The sequence below is a fragment of the Neobacillus sp. plas4 genome (assembly GCF_057221695.1).
Map to the genome: position 1 here is coordinate 1,472,803 of NZ_CM170152.1, position 17,414 is coordinate 1,490,216.

A 17,414-nucleotide genomic window follows, 5' to 3' on the forward strand; every position below is an offset into this window, starting at 1 on the left:
ACAAATCGAATGGAAACAAGGTGAGTTTTGTCCTTAATAGGTGTGATGAAGGACAAATCAAATGGAAACAAGGTGAGTTTTGTCCCTTCATAGATATGATGAAGGACAAATCGAATGGAATCTAGGTGAATTTTGTCCTTCATAGATGTGATGAAGGACAAATCGAATGGAAACAAGGTGAGTTTTGTCCTTCATAGATGTGATGAAGGACAAATTGTATGGAATCTAGGTGAGTTTTGTCCTTCATCAATCGCGTTAGTAAGTATTCGAACCCAGGCACGAAGAAATTCGTGCCTTTTGTGATAGAATAAAGTAGATTTTGGATTATAAAAAAGTAAAAAATCAGTGAACGAAAATCGTGCATACACGTCTTATACATAAATAAATAAAAGAGGGATTGATGGGGGAAAGAGAGGACTAACGGATGGATCCAATCATAAAAAGTGCAAAAGAAGGGGATCATCTTGCATTTGCTTGTGTTTTTAAAGAAAATTATCCATTCCTTGTAAGGTATTTATTGAAAATTACAATGAATCCCGATATAGCAGAAGAACTCGCACAAGATACTATGGCAAAATGTATTCAAAAAATTCATCTCTATAATGGTCAAAGTAAATTTTCAACTTGGTTAATCTCCATTGCTACCAATTCATACATTGACCAATGTAGAAAGCAAAAAAGAGAGCGTAAATGGAAAGGACAAGAGGAAGTTTTTCGTAAGTTAAAATGGCATTTTGAAAGCCGTAATGAGGAATGGAATGATGCCTTGGAGGCATTAGGAAAATTGCCAGTAGATGTACGGGTCCCAATCGTACTTAAACATTATTATGGATATTCCTATGATGAAATTGGTGCTTGGATGAAAATTTCCCCTGGTACGGTTAAATCAAGAGTCCATAATGGAATTTTGGCAGTAAGAAGGGAGCTGAAACTAGGTGAAGAAACAGAAGGTCGTCCAACTCGAAAACGAACATCAAAATAAACATGACTTAGATGCTATTCACAAACTACAAGAAGGGTTAAGTAAGGTTGATCAATTCCCTATCTATACTCCTGATTTACAATGGTTTGAACAAATGGTTGAGGTTGAAATGGAGAAAAACAGGAAAAATTTACGAAAAGAATTATCCTTGTTTATTATGACCGCATTAATGATTTTAAGCGGAGTCATTGTTTCTTTATATCAAATGCCGACCGTTTTTATACTAATTCAAATTATTACCACGGTTTTTATTGCACTTTATACCATGAGCCGTTTTAGTAAGAAGGTGAAAAATCAATGACTCAAGAACTTTCACCAGCTGTTATCATTCTAATAGCTGGGATACTGCTGCTTCAAAGTATCTTTTTATTCTTAGATGCCAGGAAACGCAACCATAATTATTGGTTATGGGGAATCGTTGGTCTTATTCAAGCACCAATGCCAACACTTTTTTACTTATTATTTGTACGAAAGATTTTTCGAAAAAAGACAGATTAGTCGTTAGGAAAATTCTGAAAAATAGCAATTGACATCTAAATAAACTGGTGATACTCTAACAAAGGATGAAAAAAAAGGAAATGGAGGGTTACAAAATGATTGAAGTAAACGGAACTTTATCTGCAACTGAATATTCGAATGTAACCTGCGTCCTTTTGACCTTTTTTGGTGAGTCGATTTAAAAAATTGGATGGATTAAAACACAGGTTACGTTCTTTTTATACGTAACGTGTGTTTTTTTGTCTCTATTTTTAGGTGGGGCATACTGCACTCTATTGCGGTATGCCTTTTTCTTTTTTTTACAAGGGGGGTTAGACATGTTTTCAGTTTTAAAGAAATTAAGTTGGTTTTTTAGAGAAAACTGGCAGCGTTATCTGATTGCGATTACATTATTAATTTTAGTTGGGGTACTAGATGTTTTACCCCCAAAGTTAATCGGAATGGCCATAGATGATATACATCTTGGTGAAATAAGTACGGGGAGTATCTTTAAGTATGTTGGCTATATGATGATAATAATGGTTTTTTCATACGGTATTACGTACGTTTGGATGTATAAATTATTCGGCGGTGCCTTCCTTGTTGAAAGGAAGTTACGTTCTCGATTTATGAAACATTTATTAAAAATGTCGCCTACCTTTTATGAGAAAAATCGAACGGGAGATTTAATGGCGAGGGCAACCAATGATTTAAAAGCGATATCCGTTACCGCAGGGTTTGGGATATTAACACTAGTAGATTCAAGTGTCTGGATGCTGATACTTATTATTACAATGGGGATATTAATTAGCTGGAAGCTGACGATTGCCGCTATCCTGCCACTGCCAATCATGGCTTATATCATGAAGGTTTACGGAAATAGGATTCATAAACGTTTCATGGAAGCACAGGATGCATTCGGGGAGTTAAATGATCGAGTTTTAGAATCTGTTGCAGGCGTGAGAGTGATTCGTGCCTATGTTCAGGAAGAGGCAGACGCAAGACGGTTTCATCAATTAACAGAAGATGTTTTTCACAAAAATATCAATGTAGCAAGAATTGACTCATTATTTGATCCAACCGTAAAAATACTGGTCGGAATCAGCTATATGATTGGCCTCGGTTATGGAGCCTATTTAGTATTCAAACAGTCGATAACACTAGGTGATTTAGTTTCCTTTAATGTATATCTGGGTATGCTGATTTGGCCGATGTTTGCAATCGGAGAATTGATTAATATCATGCAAAGAGGAAATGCTTCTTTGGACAGGGTAAATGAAACACTTGCCTTTAAAGAGACAGTAGAGAAACCTCCACAGCCGGTTATGGTTGAAAATGCCGACAGTATTGAGTACAAAGAGGTAACATTCAAATACCCAACCTCCAAGGGGGATAATTTATCCAAGATTACCTTCCAGTTGCAAAAAGGGCAAACACTAGGAATTGTCGGGAAAACTGGAAGTGGGAAAACCACTCTAATCAAACAATTATTAAGGCAATATCCTCTTGGAACAGGTTTGGTTTCGATCTCAGGAGTCTCACTTAAAGAGCAGACAGTAAATCAGGTCCGTGATTGGATTGGCTATGTACCCCAAGATCATGTTCTTTTTTCAAGAACTGTAAAGAAAAATATATTATTTGGAAACAAGGAAGCAACGGAGGAAGAATTGGAAAAGGCCATCGATTTAGCTGCACTCCGAAAAGATTTAGATATGCTTCCAGAAGGGTTAGAGACACTTGTTGGTGAAAAAGGAGTAGCACTATCAGGGGGTCAGAAACAAAGGATATCCATAGCACGTGCGCTAATAAAAAATCCGGAAATTCTTATTCTTGACGACTCCTTATCTGCTGTCGATGCGAAAACGGAAAAGAGAATCGTCGATAATATTCGTACGATTAGGAATGACAAAACAACTATCATTACCACACACCGAATGTCAGCAGTGCAGCATGCTGACCACATTATTGTCCTAGATGAAGGCAGAATCATCGAAGAGGGAACACATGAACAATTGTTATTGAATGAGGGCTGGTATAAAGAACAATATTTACGGCAACAGGTGGAAAGTAATTTTGAAGAGGAGGTTACAGCATGAATACAGGACGGCGATTAACTCAATATGCCTTAAACTATAAAAAAATCATTATTGCTGCCCTATTGATGCTGACTATTTCGGTTGGAACTGACCTAGCAGGTCCATTTATCGCAAAAAATATTATCGACCAGCACATTCTAGGGATTGAGTCTGTTTGGTATGAAACGAAGAAGAATGGAGAAAATGCCGCAGAATATAAAGGGAAATTTTATAAAAAAGCAAAGAATTTCTCTAAAAATGAAGAAAAGGGCAAAGAAATTAGAATTTTGCAGGTAGCTGCTAAGTTTATCTTTATAGAGGAGAAACTGGAATTTGATGGAAAGAGAACCTTCGAACAGGGAATCTTAACACTTCAAAAGGGAAATGAAAAGGTTGAGTATACCGCAGAGTCGCTAACAAATAAGGAGCTAATGGCGTTCTACCAACTTGAAATCCCAGGGATTGTCAAATTGCTAATCATTTATTTTGGTTTATTAGTTATATCAGCGCTATTTCAATACGGACAGCGGTATATGCTGCAAAAGTCAGCCAATCGGATCATCCAAAAAATGCGAGAGGATGTATACGGTCAAATTCAACGGCTTCCCATCCATTATTTTGATAACCTGCCAGCGGGAAAAGTCGTAGCAAGGGTTACCAATGACACTGAGGCAATTCGCGAACTTTATGTAACCGTATTAGCTCAATTTTTTACGGGTGCGATTTATATTACCGGCATTTATGCAGCCTTATTTATCTTAGATGTGAAGCTGGCTGCCATTTGTTTAATCCTATTGCCGATCCTATATGGCTGGGTAATCTTATATCGTAAGTTTGCTGCTAAATATAATCATGTTATTCGTTCTCGAATAAGTGATATTAATGCCACGATTAACGAATCCATTGGCGGTATGAATATTATTCAAGCATTCAGCAGGGAGCAAGATACCCAAAAGGAGTTTGAAAAGCTTAATACAGAACATTTTACGTATCAAAATAAATTATTAAGTTTAAATGCCTTAACTTCACATAATTTAGTGGGCCTTTTAAGAAACTTAGTTTTTGTTGCATTCATTTGGTACTTTGGCGGTCAATCGTTACATCCTGAATCAGTCATTTCACTGGGTGTTCTCTATGCATTCGTTGATTACATCAATCGTCTTTTTAATCCCGTACAGGGAATTGTTAACCAACTAGCCAATTTGGAGAGCGCATTAGTTGCGGGCGAAAGAGTGTTTAAGCTATTGGATGAGCAAGGTGAAAATGTAAGTGCTAAACGTATCGAAAGGTTTAATGGCAATGTTACATTCGATCATGTGTCATTTGGCTACAAAGAAGGCGAATATGTCTTAAAGGATATTGATTTTGAAGCTAAACATGGGCAGACAGTTGCACTAGTAGGACACACTGGATCGGGAAAAAGCTCGATCATGAATCTACTTTTCCGCTTTTATGATTGTCAAAAAGGAAAGATTCTTATTGATGGGAAGGACATTAGCAGCATACCTCGTCAAACGATTCGAAATCATATGGGGATTGTGTTGCAGGATCCGTACTTATTTACCGGTACGATTGCCTCGAATGTAAGCCTAAATGACCCAGAAATCTCGAAAGAAATGGTCGAAAAGGCATTAAAGGATGTGGGGGCAGAAAAAGTCTTTAAAAACTTGGAAAAGGGGTATGATGAACCAGTAATCGAAAAAGGCAGTACACTTTCTAGCGGGCAGCGCCAGTTAATCTCCTTTGCGCGAGCTCTTGCTTTTAATCCAGCTATCTTAATTTTAGATGAAGCAACATCTAGTATTGATACAGAAACAGAAGCAGTAATCCAGGAAGCTATGGATGTCCTGAAAAAAGGAAGAACTACCTTTATCATCGCCCATAGGTTATCCACCATTCGAAGTGCAGATCAAATTCTAGTCCTAGACCGTGGAAAAATTGTTGAACGCGGTACACATGAAGAATTGATGATGCTAAAGAAAAGATATTATCAAATGTATGAACTGCAAAAAGGTGGTTCTAGCATAGCTGGATAAAAGTTCACAAATATTTCACAATTTTGGTGAAAGACTGTTATTTTTATCACATTGAAACCCCAGATAGTATGTTAATTTATATTTGTTTAAGCTTTTATATTAAAGGGGTGGGATGAAAATGGCAGACTTCTCAATTGTAAATGTAATAGGAAGCTTCTTAATTCTTTCATATTATATCGGGTATATGATTGTTAAACATTAAACTACAGCTAAATGTCTGTAGTTTTTTTTACTTTAATGGGAATATATATGATAGTGAGGTGAAAAGAATGGTAAATTTTAGAATTGAAAAAGATACACTAGGCGAAGTTCAGGTTCCAGCGGATAAATTTTGGGGAGCACAAACACAGCGAAGTCTAAATAATTTCGCTATTGGTTCCGAAAAAATGCCATTGGAAGTCGTCTATGGTTTAACGCTCGTTAAAAAAGCAGCAGCGATAGTAAATCATTCACTAGGTAAATTAGCTGATATCAAGATGAAGGCAATCGTAGCTGTTTGTGATCAAATCCATTCAGGAGATTATAACGATCATTTTCCACTAGCAGTTTGGCAGACAGGAAGCGGCACCCAGACCAATATGAATGTGAATGAAGTTATTGCAAACCGTGCAAATGAATTATTAATGAAAGAAGGAAGTAAAGAGAAGATTCATCCAAATGATGACGTAAATATGTCGCAGAGTTCTAACGATACTTTTCCCACAGCCATGCATATTGCTGCGTACATAAAAATAACGGAGAATTTACTTCCCGCTCTTCACGAATTAAAGACCACTTTAATTAAAAAGGAAAAGGCATTTATGAATGTCGTCAAGATTGGCAGAACTCATCTGCAGGATGCGACACCATTGACTCTTGGACAGGAAATCAGCGGATGGAGGGCAATGCTTGAAAAAGGTGAACAAATGATTTCAGACTCATTCAAGTACCTGCTAAGTCTTGCGATTGGCGGCACTGCGGTAGGAACAGGGATTAATGCCCATCATGAGTTTGGGGATAAAATGGCGAAACAGCTTTCAACTTTGACAGGTTACCCATTTCAGTCATCCGTTAATAAATTTCACGCCTTAACAAGTCATGATGAAATTGTCTATGTACATGGTGCCCTAAAGGCACTTGCAGCCGATTTAATGAAGATTGCCAATGATGTGAGATGGCTTGCTAGCGGGCCGCGCAGCGGGATAGGTGAGTTAACGATACCGGCAAATGAGCCGGGAAGTTCTATTATGCCTGGTAAAGTCAATCCTACTCAAAGTGAAGCATTAACAATGGCAGTCTGCCAGGTTTTCGGTAATGATGCTGCCATTGGCTTTGCAGCAAGTCAGGGTAATTTTGAATTAAATGTTTTTAAGCCGGTCATCATTTACAATCTAATTCAAACGATTACCCTGTTAACAGACAGCATTCGCTCTTTTAATGAAAAGTGTGCAGTTGGAATAGAAGTAAACGAAGAAATAATCACAAAACATGTGGAACGATCTTTAATGCTTGTGACAGCATTAAATCCACATATTGGCTATGAAAAAGCAGCAGAGATTGCCAAGCTGGCTTTCAAAGAAAACAGCACCTTAAAGGAAGCGGCCATTAAAACAGGGTATGTATCCGCTAAGGAATTTGACGAATGGGTTAAACCTGAAAAAATGGTTTAACCCATTGAAAGCCCCCTCCGCAGGTGGAGGGGGCTTAAGCCATGATATTTATTTGTTTGATTGTGCGTTACTAATATTTAGCGTTGGTATCCGCCAAGTTGTGATTCAGCCATTGCTACAAGACGCTTAGTGATTTCTCCACCGACAGAACCGTTGGCACGAGAAGTTGTGTCTGCACCAAGTTGTACACCAAATTCTGATGCAATTTCATACTTCATTTGTTGAAGTGCTTGCTCCACTCCAGGTACTAAAAGTTGATTAGAGTTGTTGTTACTAGCCATAGTTGAATAACACTCCTCTTAATAATTTTGGGGTCAGTATGGAATTGAACCATTATGGTTAAGATAAACCATTGCCACCTTGGCCTAACCCATCATTAAAGTATAAGATATTGGAGCTGCTTTCTGCTTTCCTTAGTGTGGCTGGGTTAGCCGGATTTGCACCGGCTTAAGACCCTTTATATGGTTTAACCCATCGCTATAAGTTGGTGGTGCTTTGTAAGTGTTGCTTGCTTTGTAATATTTATTATGATAAAAAATGGACAGCTTATTCGATTAATTCATTAGTAATTTTTCCCATTACATAGTGCGTGTTTAGTAACACAAACTAACCTCATACAAAAAACTAAAGGGTGAATAGAAATGTCAATATGCCCGATTTGCAATGGTTTACGCGAAGTATATCTGATATGTACACAATGTGGACAGCAAATGTTGGATAGCGGAAGGTTAATGGATTTTTATGATGATTACAGCCCGTACATGGATATCGATTTAATGAAGATGGAAGACGGTTACATGGACACAAATTCAGGTCAAAAATGCCCGCACCTCTATACATGTTCAAACTGTCAGAAGGATGATGTAATCTTTATAAAAGAATAAAAAGGTCCCGGAAGAAGGGACCTTTACGTTTATCTATTGTTCATTCTTTGCGCGAATACGATACTCATTTTCTACATCAAAGAAATGTGCTTTATTCATATCAAATGCTAGATCAAGTGAATCTCCAGGGTGAATATCAGCTCTTGAATCAAGACGCGCTACAAAGTCCTGGCTGTCAATGCTGGAGTAAACCATTAATTCTGCACCCGTTAATTCAGCTACGTCTACGTTTACTTTGACTTTTGTACCTGTTGAAGCTTCAATGAATACTGGCTCATCATGGATGTCTTCTGGACGAACGCCAAGGATAATTGGTTTTCCAACATAACCTTGCTCGCGAAGAACCTTCATTTTACCTTCAGGTACAGAAATAGAAGTGTTACCAGCTACAAACTTGCCATCTTCAAGCTTACCATTGAAGAAGTTCATTGCAGGTGAACCGATGAAACCGCCAACAAATACGTTTTCAGGCTTTTCGTATACTTCTTTCGGTGTTCCTACTTGTTGAATAAGACCGTCCTTCATTACTACCAGTCTTGAAGCCATTGTCATCGCTTCTGTTTGGTCATGTGTTACGTAAATAGTAGTTGTGTTTAAACGACGGTGAAGCTTAGCGATTTCTGCACGCATGGCAACACGAAGTTTTGCATCAAGGTTAGAAAGAGGCTCGTCCATTAAGAATACCTTTGCGTCACGGACAATCGCACGTCCTAATGCAACACGCTGACGTTGACCACCTGATAATGCTTTTGGCTTTCTTTTTAAGTAAGCTTCTAATCCTAAGATTTTAGCTGCTTCGTTTACGCGGCGATCAATTTCATCTTTTGGAAACTTACGAAGTTTTAGACCAAAAGCCATATTATCATAAACGGTCATATGTGGATAAAGTGCATAGTTTTGGAAAACCATGGCTATATCACGATCTTTAGGAGCTACATCGTTTACTCTTTTTCCGTCGATGAAAAAGTCACCTTGTGAAATTTCTTCAAGTCCTGCAACCATACGAAGTGTTGTTGATTTACCGCAGCCTGATGGACCAACAAATACGATAAATTCCTTATCTTGTATATGTAGGTTAAAGTCGGTAACCGCCGTAACCTTATTATCGTAAATTTTATAAATATGATCTAATTTTAATTCTGCCATTGTGTAAACCCTCCCTGTTTTGATTAACTTAAGTGTACATGAAAAGGTTTACAAACAATATGGACAACCTGCACAAAGTTACCAGCTTATTCTTTGTGCAGGTTGTCATATTCGAATAATAAACAAGCTAACAATACAGTGAAAGCTCCGTAAAAATCTTTTAATTGAACGCCTGTTTTATCGATAAATTTGTCTATTCGATATTGGAGGGTGTTTCGATGAACGTACAATTTTTTAGCTGTCATACTGGCGTTTAAGTTATTCTCCAGAAAAACTCTAATCGTACCGTATAATTCGGGATCCTCTAAAAATACCCCTGAAAAATTCTTATATACCTTTTCTTTAATCTGTTCAGGAAGGTTTGCCGCAACAAAAGAAGGAAATACTTTTTCGAAAGAGAGAATATTTGCACCTGAAAGATGTTTCTTTGCAAATTCAAAATACTCCTTTTCTTGTTGAAACTGGGTTCGCAACTGATTGGAATAGGGATAAAGTTTGCCGATATAAAAAAATACCTTTACATAAAAGTCACTTTCTAATGTATCAGATATGGAAGTAATCTCACTTTCTGAAAGAGTAATCTGCCTCTTCTCTTCTATGACAATACCATTATAAGGATCTTCCCATATGATTTGGATGTCTTCAGAAAAAAAGCCTTGTAAGGCAGATTCGATCTCATCTTGATCCACTCCGCTGCCTTTAATCTGGAACTGAATAAATCGGAATTCACTTTCAGAATTGAATGATGGAAGTTCCTTATTTAAAAATAAAAATTCATGCCATTTTCTAGAGAGTGTAGGTAAGGGCATTGAAGGAACTTTTACTTGTTCATAAAGAACCTGAAGCAGATTTAACTCTTTTTCAGTTAGACTGGATTTTGGAATTGCAAGCCAATCTTTCTCAGATTGATCAAAGAATATGTAGTATTTGTCAGATATGTATAGTGGAGGTTCAGAATATAGGACTGAATCCTTGTATAACGATATGATTTTTTTAAGCAAGGTCAACTTCTCCGTTTATGTCATTTTAGAATAATGCAATAATTATATCATAAAAAAAGACTAACTCCTGATAGTCACAAGGAATTAGTCTTTCAACCTTCATTCTGTTGTGTGAGGGGGTTCCTCTTCCGTAAGGTTTCGTGCTTCTTCTATATTAGTTGTATCATGCCGAGAATGGACAGATCCCCCCGACAATCCTTCGTTTATGATTCTGTCAATATCTAAATAGACATTGTCTTTTCCTTCATACTCTAAGTCTTTTTTTACTTGAACCCTGTTTTTTTCATCCATCTTCATCCTACCCTTCCTTAGCTTTTCCTTAGTTTGTGGAAAGGGCAGGATTTCATTCGGTTAATCATAGACATGATAAAGCATTAGCTCGTGAATTTGACTGGTCAAATCCTCCATATCCACCTGTTTGGGTGTAGGAGCACTCCATTCAATTTTTCCAGTTTGGTGATAAATACCAGAATATCGTAGTTTTTGATAGTAAAAAGAAAAACTCCATCCCGGGATATTTTTATTTTCAAATAAAGGCTTAAATTGAAAGTGTGTCAGCATTCTTTTCATCTCCCTGCAGGCTAGTTACTACCTCTAGCTTACGAGAAAAGACAGTAACATTCCAGAATAATTTTTCAGTCAAACTTAAAACCAGTGAGCTGCAGGAACAACCGGCACAGGTGCTCAATTTTTCTAGCTTCTATTTCATCTTCATCAAAGCTCATTGGTTTTGAGTTTACCTCGAAAATATAGTATTGCCCGGATTGACTAATCCCTGCATCAATTGAAAATTCACCAAAAAAACCATACTGTGCTGAAAGAGCTTTGCCGATGTGCTCGACAATGGTTACAATAAATTGATCATGATCCTCAGTCTGTAATAGTTCATACGGAAGGAGTCTTCCTCCTGTAGGGATATGAGTGGTTAAATCCTGCTCCTGTGATTGTCTGATTCCAACTCCTGTTACAATATAATGATCATATTTAGCATGAGCGAGAATACGAAAGTCGAACCGTTTACCATCATAAAGGCTGGGCTTTATCTCTTCCTGAGCCAAATAGTTTTTCTCTATCAATTCGTGTTCATATTTCATCCAAAAATGGTCAAAAGTTAAAAACAATTCGGCTTTCTTTAATCCCTTTAAATGGACTTGTTTATGTGAATCTATTTCTAATTTGAATATCCCATTTCCTCTTGCAGACTGAGCAGGCTTTAAGTAAATACTTCTGAATTTGCCTAGGAAAGAGCTAAGTATTGGTTTTTGAACGGCAGGAATAGTAGCAGGTATATAGGAATGGAGAAATGGATGGCTTCTAAAGAGGTCATATAGCTCATATTTATCGATAAATCCTGGATTGAAAAAGGGGATGTTTTTATCCTTTAAAGAAGAAAAGAATTCAGTGCCTTTTATCTCTGCTTTCCGGAAGGGAATTCGATTATATACAAGGTCTGGGTAGGGCGCCGTTATTTTTTTCCATGAATTCTCTTCTGGATTAAAGGAAAACCCTTCAATAACCTCTTCATGAACTCCTTCAAGTGTAAAGACAAAGCTTATTCCATTTAGTGAAATAAGCCGTTTTTGTATTTCCATAAATAGGGGACCATTTCCGGCAATCGAGCCATCCTTTTTTCGTGCGGTTAAAATTCCGATAACGGGGTTTACACTATTGTTCCATAAACCTACCATTTGATAACATCCTCGGGATACAGGATAGATTGTTCCGTTAAAAAAACCGCAAAAGCCATTGATAATTTACAGGTAAGTTGATCAAAATCCCTTAGCTCAGGGTGGCTGAAAATCGATCTGCCGGGTTTTGAATTTGCTTCAAATAACCAAACATTACCATGCTTATCAATGCCTAAATCAAATCCAATCTCCGCTATAAAGCCTTCCATATTGTTTTCGATGCTTTTACTTAACAGGAGAGCGGCCTTTACCAGCTTCTCTGTATAAAGGCGGCATTCTTCTTTTTCAAAAATTTCAGCAGCTGTTTTAATTTCCCCGCCGTTTCTCGCATGGGTGGTTACACTGCCGCGTCCTGCTATTTTCGCAGCCAATGCTGTGACATGCCATTCCCCGGCATCATCTTTATTCGTATGGATACGGAAATCAATCGGTCGTTGTTCATGTCTCAATAAGTGAATTCCTTGTTGGACAATCATTTTGTCTAAATTACGATGTGCAAAGACCGTTTGAAATAGAGCTTCAATTGAAGAAAATTTCCTTAAACGATTCACACCAGTATGATCTTGATAGCGGCAGTAGTACTCGACCTGAATTTTATCATAGAGGATTTGATGAACCCCTAACCCAAGGCTGCCGTTTATTGGCTTTAGATAGATATGACCATATTTTGATAACATGCCTTCAATCAATGAAAAGGATGTGAATGGATGGGTCTCTGGAAGGTAAATGGTGACTGAATCATCCTCTTGTAATCTTTCGTAAATATCCAGCTTACTAAAAAATCCAGGATTATACCATGGAATGAGGTAGTCCTTTTGTAATGTTTCCTTCACTTTTGCTAATTTTGGGTTTCGTTCGCTTTTTCGATTCGGCAGTCGATCATAGATCACGTGAGGAAATGGCACCTCTAAGCTCTGCCAACTGTTATCATGATAAAAATAGCCATTAATCGTACCCTTTTCCCAGTTAATATGCTGTTCACCAAAAACAAATGGGATTGCTCCAACATTTGATTTTACCGATAACAATTTAGAGAAAAAGTTCGTTCTGTCTCCAATCGGACGGAGTGGAAACGGAGTGAATCCAGCTGTAAAGATACCAACTAATGGTCCGATATGGAGAACTTGTTCTTCAACAAATACATGTAATCTTATTGAAAAATTAGGAAAAAGAAGGTATTTTTGAATTTCTTTACTAATTACTATGCTATTTTCATGCTTAGGATGCGGGACAAAGTCAACCTCGACTGCTTTCGATCCAAAGGCAATTTTTTTTAGTATCTTATCCTGCAAGAGCTCCTGAGGACAGTATGCAATTAATTTGCTCGTCTCAGCAATTTCAATGGTATAGCGTTTTCTCATAGTAGCTTTTCCTTTCTTTATGATCAGTATCAGTAAGGTATTTCCCATAAAGAAGCGGGGCAAGAAATAAGGTTTCTTGTAAATCTGGCTTTGTTTTTACTATCACTTTTCTTCCTGGCTTTGAATTAACATCAAGAATCCAAAGGGCACCATTCTTTGCCACTCCGATATCAATACCAATCTCAAATAACGGCAGGATTTCCTTTTCAAGTATGTGCGGGAGATTGGTTGTTATGAAGTTCAATTCATTACAAATATATTCTTTGTTGACTAATGATAAGGTGGAGGACCATGAAGGGAAATCATTGACCGTGCCGCCTGCACTTAGGTTTGATAATAAGCCTCCAGTATTTCCTACTCGAATTCCCATACCACGTTCAACCCATAGACCTTGTTCATCTTTCTGGAGTAAAATTCTGATATCAAAAGGCTGTGAATCGTTATTTGATAGCTCTAGATAAGGCTGCAACAGATAAGGCCGGTAGTTGAGTAACGATTGGAGCCATTGGCATAACTTTGACTCATTCGGAAAAATCCTTGAGATAATTTTTTTGTTTTTTTCTGTTTTGACATGGATGGACTTTTCGTTTTTCTTTAAATAATAAATTCCAAACCCTTGAGAGCCATTTATTGGCTTCAGAATGATTCTTTTCTGTTTTTTTAAGGCATTGACAACATCCGAGCTATCTCCAATCGCCTGTGAAAGAGGTAAATAGGGGGCTAGACTAGAATGGCTTAATGTTTCATATAAATCTAGTTTATTGGGCAGCCCAAAACCTAAAAAGGTACTATCTTCTCTGCTTTTTAACCAAGAAACAATCGGGATACATTGCTTTGAATGTTCATCATCACCATAAAAACAGCGGTCATAGATGAGAGAAGGAATAGGAAACTCATCCTCCACCCAACGCTGTTCCTTGTTGTCAAAACGTCTCCCCTGCACTTGATTTGTAAGTGGATTAATAGTCGAAGGAAGAAAGTGATAACACTCTATTCCAAATGAATGACTGCGGGAGGCTATTTGATAAATATAGGAGGCCTCGCTTTCAAAATTTAAAGTCATAATGCCAAACGTTATCATCTATGAATCCTCCATTCTGAGTCCCGAATCTAATGCGAGTTTCGTACAAAACTGGATAATCGCCTTAGCGGACGGTCTTAGCTTCATTTGACCATCCTCAAAGTTTTTTGATGGCTTTGAATTGACTTCAATAAGCCATGGTTTATGACACATATCGATTCCAATATCAATTCCGAGTTCACCGGTTATTCCCGGCGACTTTCTATCAATGATTAAAGCTGTTTCAATCGCTAGTTCCTTTATTTTGGATATCAGCTGTTTTGCTTCGGAAATGTCCATGATTTCTTTTAGAGCATGGATTGGAGTCATTACTTCTCCGCCCCTGGCAATATTTGATACAAACTCTTCTTCAGCAGAAATTCTGGCAACCACAGAGGTTACATTCCAGGAGTTCTGGTAGTTTTTATGACACAGCACTCTGTAGTCCATTCCTCTTGATTGATACGTAAGCAGGGGAATACCCTGCTGGATAATGTAGATTCGATTGTTCAGTAACGGTTTTAAATGCTGATAAAGCTTGTCAATGGGCAAAACAATTTCCTTGCTCCCTGATATCGTGGTTACTGACGATTGCAATAGAGTGTTGTTACCATCCTTAGCTAGTTTGTATATGTTACGCCCCTGACTTCCATGTACAGGTTTAATAAAAACAGTCTCATATTTTTGTACAAAAGCTGCTAGATGATCCTTTGTGTAGATATTGGTCTCAGGAATATAGGAGTGGAGATGATTTTCATGGATTAAGTGCTCATGGACCTCCCATTTCGAAAGAAAGCGATCATTAAAAATAGGAATACGTAAGTCTGCGAGCGATTGACGAAATTGTTGGTATTCCTTCCCGTATTCTGTTCTGCGAGAATGGATCCGATTATAGATAACGTCAGGAAATGGCAGTTCAGCAGATTTCCAATGCCCATCCTTGAAATAAAATCCTTGAACAGAAAAATCTGGATAGGAAAAAACATAGAGGAAACCTCCATTGTCTGCTATTCCATGATGAAGTTCTTCACAAAAGCTGTGAATGGAACGAAAATGGGGTTCTTCGGTTCCTTCATTCTTAAAATCGGTAACCAGACCAATGACTGGACCAAAAAAAAGGTAATGAAATTCTTTATTATATATGGCGTGAAATTTATAGTGTTGAATCGGCAGGGAAAAATGCTGGAACAGAAACTCTGGAAAATAAATCATATTTGCTGGCATTTCTACTGGCTGAATTTTTACTGATACCATTTTCTTTCCTATAGAAATTCTGATATCACGTGTTTCTAGCTGCCACTGATTAATTAAGTGTGATGAAATATGAACAAATAGCTCTGTCGGATTAGAGGCTCTTATAGGAACAATCGTGATTAGGGTCATAGAACATTCCTCATTTAACGGCGAATATTTGGTGAAAAATAGGCATTCGTTGATATGGTATCGTATGTAATCGCCCAATGGTTGGTGATTCAAAAATGTCATAAGATTGAACATTCTCGCATTTCCCAACATAGTTTGTTATAGTTATTAAGATTATTTTCTATAGAGGAGTGGGATGGATGTCAGTTAATTTATACGATGCAGCCTATGCTTTGGAAAAGGCGATTCGTCAAAGTGATGAATATAAACATTTACAGCAAATGTATAATGAAGTAAATGCAGATCCAGCAGCAAAAAGAATGTTTGATAACTTCCGACAGGTCCAAATGAATTTACAACAAAAACAAATGATGGGTCAGCAAATTACAGAGCAGGAAGTTCAACAGGCACAATCAACGGTTGCTGTAGTCCAACAGAATGAAAGAATTTCTCGACTAATGCAGGCAGAGCAAAGAATGAGCATGATTATTGGAGAGCTAAATCAACTAATTATGAAGCCTTTAGAGGAACTTTACGGTAACATGTCATAGAGAACAAAAAAGCTTTCGGGAGATCCGGAAGTTTTTTCTTTTCTATTTGACCTTGTTCTATCTGTGGTGAAAAAATCATAAAAGTGATATAAGGGTAACTTCACCAAGAACAGGGGGCAGCGTCATGATTTATCGTTTGCTTGCATTAAATATTGATGGAACTCTCTTGCAAAGTAATGGAAAAATTCATAAGTCAACGAAGGAAGCCATTGAGTATGTTCAGCAAAAGGGAATTTATGTAACGCTTATGACATCTAGAAGTTTTCCCTCAGCCAAGAAGGTTGCAAGGGCATTAAAAATAAAAAACCCGCTTATTACGCACCAAGGTGCGGTTATTGCAAATGTCCAGGATAAACAGAATTATGTTGAAAGAATTCACGAGAATATTACCTATGATACCGTTCGTTTCTTAGAAGGAATGCCTTGTCAAATCAGGTTAGTCCATGAACAATTTTCTTTAGCAAATAGGCTGAAATTAAATAACAATTTGCTAGCGAAAACCGTATTTACATCGGGGGATCCTGTTTTTTATTCTCAGCAGTTTGTTGGATCACTAAGTGAGTATTTACATGATCAGCCCGTTACTCCTCCGAAAATTGAGGTTTATTTTGAAGAGGAGAGTGATTTGGAGGACGCAAAAGAAGCAATGGATAAGATGTTTACTGAAATAAACACCATTCAATTAGATCGTTTACGGTTAGATATCGTCCCTGCAGGAGTTTCGAAGCTAAATGGCTTGACCTTTCTAGGCAGTCATCTTGGCATCAAGTTAAAGGAAATGGTTGTAATTGGAGATGGATTAGATGATATTCCAGCCATTCAGGCTGCTGGTCTAGGTGTGGCAATGTCTAATGCAGAATTTGAGGTAAAAAGAGCAGCGGACTGGGTAACTAGATCGAAAAATGAGCATGGTGTCGCCTATATGGTGAAAGAGCACTTCAGAAAACAGCAGCCAATTGAGTTTTTAAGAAAAATGAATATTATTAAAAAGTAATTAAGCGGGCATCATCGTCACATACGGTGATGTCTTTTAGGTTTTGTGAATGATTTCCACTGTATTGACCTTATTTTGGTGATTATGTACACTTAAAGAAGTTTATTTAAGGCGTTTAAGATTTTTAAAACTATTTTAAGAATACAGC

General features: G+C 37.5%; 18 protein-coding genes. 9 read left to right on the top strand and 9 right to left on the bottom strand.

Features of this window, described 5'->3' with window-relative positions; genetic code table 11:
• Positions 1 to 424: 424 nt before the first annotated feature.
• The 6 genes from sigY (at position 425) to fumC (ending at position 7,219) form a co-directional block, all read left to right on the top strand.
• On the top strand, positions 425 to 982 hold the full coding sequence (sigY, locus tag AC2TFD_RS07355; RefSeq protein ID WP_335512059.1) for an RNA polymerase sigma factor SigY: 558 nt from the start codon (positions 425 to 427) through the stop codon (positions 980 to 982).
• Positions 936 to 1,283, top strand: a complete 348-nt coding sequence (locus AC2TFD_RS07360; protein WP_335512062.1) for a YxlC family protein — start codon at positions 936 to 938, stop codon at positions 1,281 to 1,283. The genes sigY and AC2TFD_RS07360 overlap by 47 nt, the downstream gene beginning before the upstream one ends.
• Positions 1,280 to 1,480 carry a sigma-Y antisigma factor component gene (locus AC2TFD_RS07365; RefSeq protein WP_335512064.1) on the top strand — a complete coding sequence of 67 codons (201 nt, stop codon included), beginning with the start codon at positions 1,280 to 1,282 and terminating at the stop codon, positions 1,478 to 1,480. Before AC2TFD_RS07360 ends, AC2TFD_RS07365 begins: the two co-directional genes overlap by 4 nt.
• Positions 1,481 to 1,797: 317 nt before the next feature.
• Positions 1,798 to 3,555, top strand: coding sequence for an ABC transporter ATP-binding protein (locus AC2TFD_RS07370; protein WP_484675373.1), 1,758 nt, complete (start codon positions 1,798 to 1,800; stop codon positions 3,553 to 3,555).
• Positions 3,552 to 5,570 carry an ABC transporter ATP-binding protein gene (locus tag AC2TFD_RS07375; RefSeq protein WP_484675374.1) on the top strand — a complete coding sequence of 673 codons (2,019 nt, stop codon included), beginning with the start codon at positions 3,552 to 3,554 and terminating at the stop codon, positions 5,568 to 5,570. The genes AC2TFD_RS07370 and AC2TFD_RS07375 overlap by 4 nt, the downstream gene beginning before the upstream one ends.
• 269 nt (positions 5,571 to 5,839) lie before the next feature.
• On the top strand, positions 5,840 to 7,219 hold the full coding sequence (gene fumC / locus AC2TFD_RS07380) for a class II fumarate hydratase (RefSeq protein WP_335512067.1): 1,380 nt from the start codon (positions 5,840 to 5,842) through the stop codon (positions 7,217 to 7,219).
• 77 nt (positions 7,220 to 7,296) lie between these two features.
• Here fumC and AC2TFD_RS07385 read toward each other — a convergent pair whose 3' ends face one another.
• Positions 7,297 to 7,500, bottom strand: a complete 204-nt coding sequence (locus AC2TFD_RS07385; protein ID WP_335512069.1) for an alpha/beta-type small acid-soluble spore protein — start codon at positions 7,498 to 7,500, stop codon at positions 7,297 to 7,299.
• Between the two features lie 360 nt (positions 7,501 to 7,860).
• On the opposite strand from AC2TFD_RS07385, the gene AC2TFD_RS07390 reads away from it, so the two are divergent.
• Positions 7,861 to 8,103, top strand: coding sequence for a hypothetical protein (locus AC2TFD_RS07390; RefSeq protein ID WP_335512072.1), 243 nt, complete (start codon positions 7,861 to 7,863; stop codon positions 8,101 to 8,103).
• A gap of 33 nt (positions 8,104 to 8,136) precedes the next feature.
• Here AC2TFD_RS07390 and AC2TFD_RS07395 read toward each other — a convergent pair whose 3' ends face one another.
• The 8 genes from AC2TFD_RS07395 to AC2TFD_RS07430 form a co-directional block, all read right to left on the bottom strand.
• Entirely contained in the window at positions 8,137 to 9,249 is a 1,113-nt protein-coding gene (locus AC2TFD_RS07395) for an ABC transporter ATP-binding protein (RefSeq protein ID WP_335512074.1), read from the bottom strand.
• A gap of 86 nt (positions 9,250 to 9,335) precedes the next feature.
• Positions 9,336 to 10,250 (bottom strand): PucR family transcriptional regulator, encoded by a 915-nt coding sequence (locus AC2TFD_RS07400; protein ID WP_335512076.1) that lies wholly within the window; start codon positions 10,248 to 10,250, stop codon positions 9,336 to 9,338.
• 99 nt (positions 10,251 to 10,349) lie between these two features.
• Complete coding sequence (locus tag AC2TFD_RS07405) at positions 10,350 to 10,541, bottom strand: hypothetical protein (protein ID WP_335512116.1); 192 nt, start codon at positions 10,539 to 10,541, stop codon at positions 10,350 to 10,352.
• A gap of 60 nt (positions 10,542 to 10,601) precedes the next feature.
• Entirely contained in the window at positions 10,602 to 10,811 is a 210-nt protein-coding gene (locus tag AC2TFD_RS07410; RefSeq protein WP_335512079.1) for a YheE family protein, read from the bottom strand.
• 74 nt (positions 10,812 to 10,885) lie between these two features.
• Positions 10,886 to 11,938 (bottom strand): YheC/YheD family endospore coat-associated protein, encoded by a 1,053-nt coding sequence (locus AC2TFD_RS07415; protein WP_335512081.1) that lies wholly within the window; start codon positions 11,936 to 11,938, stop codon positions 10,886 to 10,888.
• A complete protein-coding gene (locus AC2TFD_RS07420; protein ID WP_335512083.1) occupies positions 11,932 to 13,299 on the bottom strand; it encodes a YheC/YheD family endospore coat-associated protein in 1,368 nt (455 codons plus the stop codon). Before AC2TFD_RS07420 ends, AC2TFD_RS07415 begins: the two co-directional genes overlap by 7 nt.
• Positions 13,277 to 14,380, bottom strand: coding sequence for a YheC/YheD family endospore coat-associated protein (locus tag AC2TFD_RS07425; protein ID WP_335512085.1), 1,104 nt, complete (start codon positions 14,378 to 14,380; stop codon positions 13,277 to 13,279). Before AC2TFD_RS07425 ends, AC2TFD_RS07420 begins: the two co-directional genes overlap by 23 nt.
• A complete protein-coding gene (locus AC2TFD_RS07430; RefSeq protein ID WP_335512087.1) occupies positions 14,381 to 15,742 on the bottom strand; it encodes a YheC/YheD family endospore coat-associated protein in 1,362 nt (453 codons plus the stop codon).
• Positions 15,743 to 15,921: 179 nt separating this feature from the next.
• On the opposite strand from AC2TFD_RS07430, the gene AC2TFD_RS07435 reads away from it, so the two are divergent.
• Together AC2TFD_RS07435 and AC2TFD_RS07440 are read left to right on the top strand one after the other, a co-directional pair.
• The gene (locus tag AC2TFD_RS07435; RefSeq protein WP_335512089.1) at positions 15,922 to 16,272 is read left to right on the top strand and encodes a YlbF/YmcA family competence regulator; all 351 of its coding nucleotides are present in this window, start codon (positions 15,922 to 15,924) and stop codon (positions 16,270 to 16,272) included.
• Positions 16,273 to 16,396: 124 nt separating this feature from the next.
• Positions 16,397 to 17,266 carry a Cof-type HAD-IIB family hydrolase gene (locus AC2TFD_RS07440; RefSeq protein ID WP_335512091.1) on the top strand — a complete coding sequence of 290 codons (870 nt, stop codon included), beginning with the start codon at positions 16,397 to 16,399 and terminating at the stop codon, positions 17,264 to 17,266.
• The last annotated feature ends 148 nt before the right edge of the window (positions 17,267 to 17,414 follow it).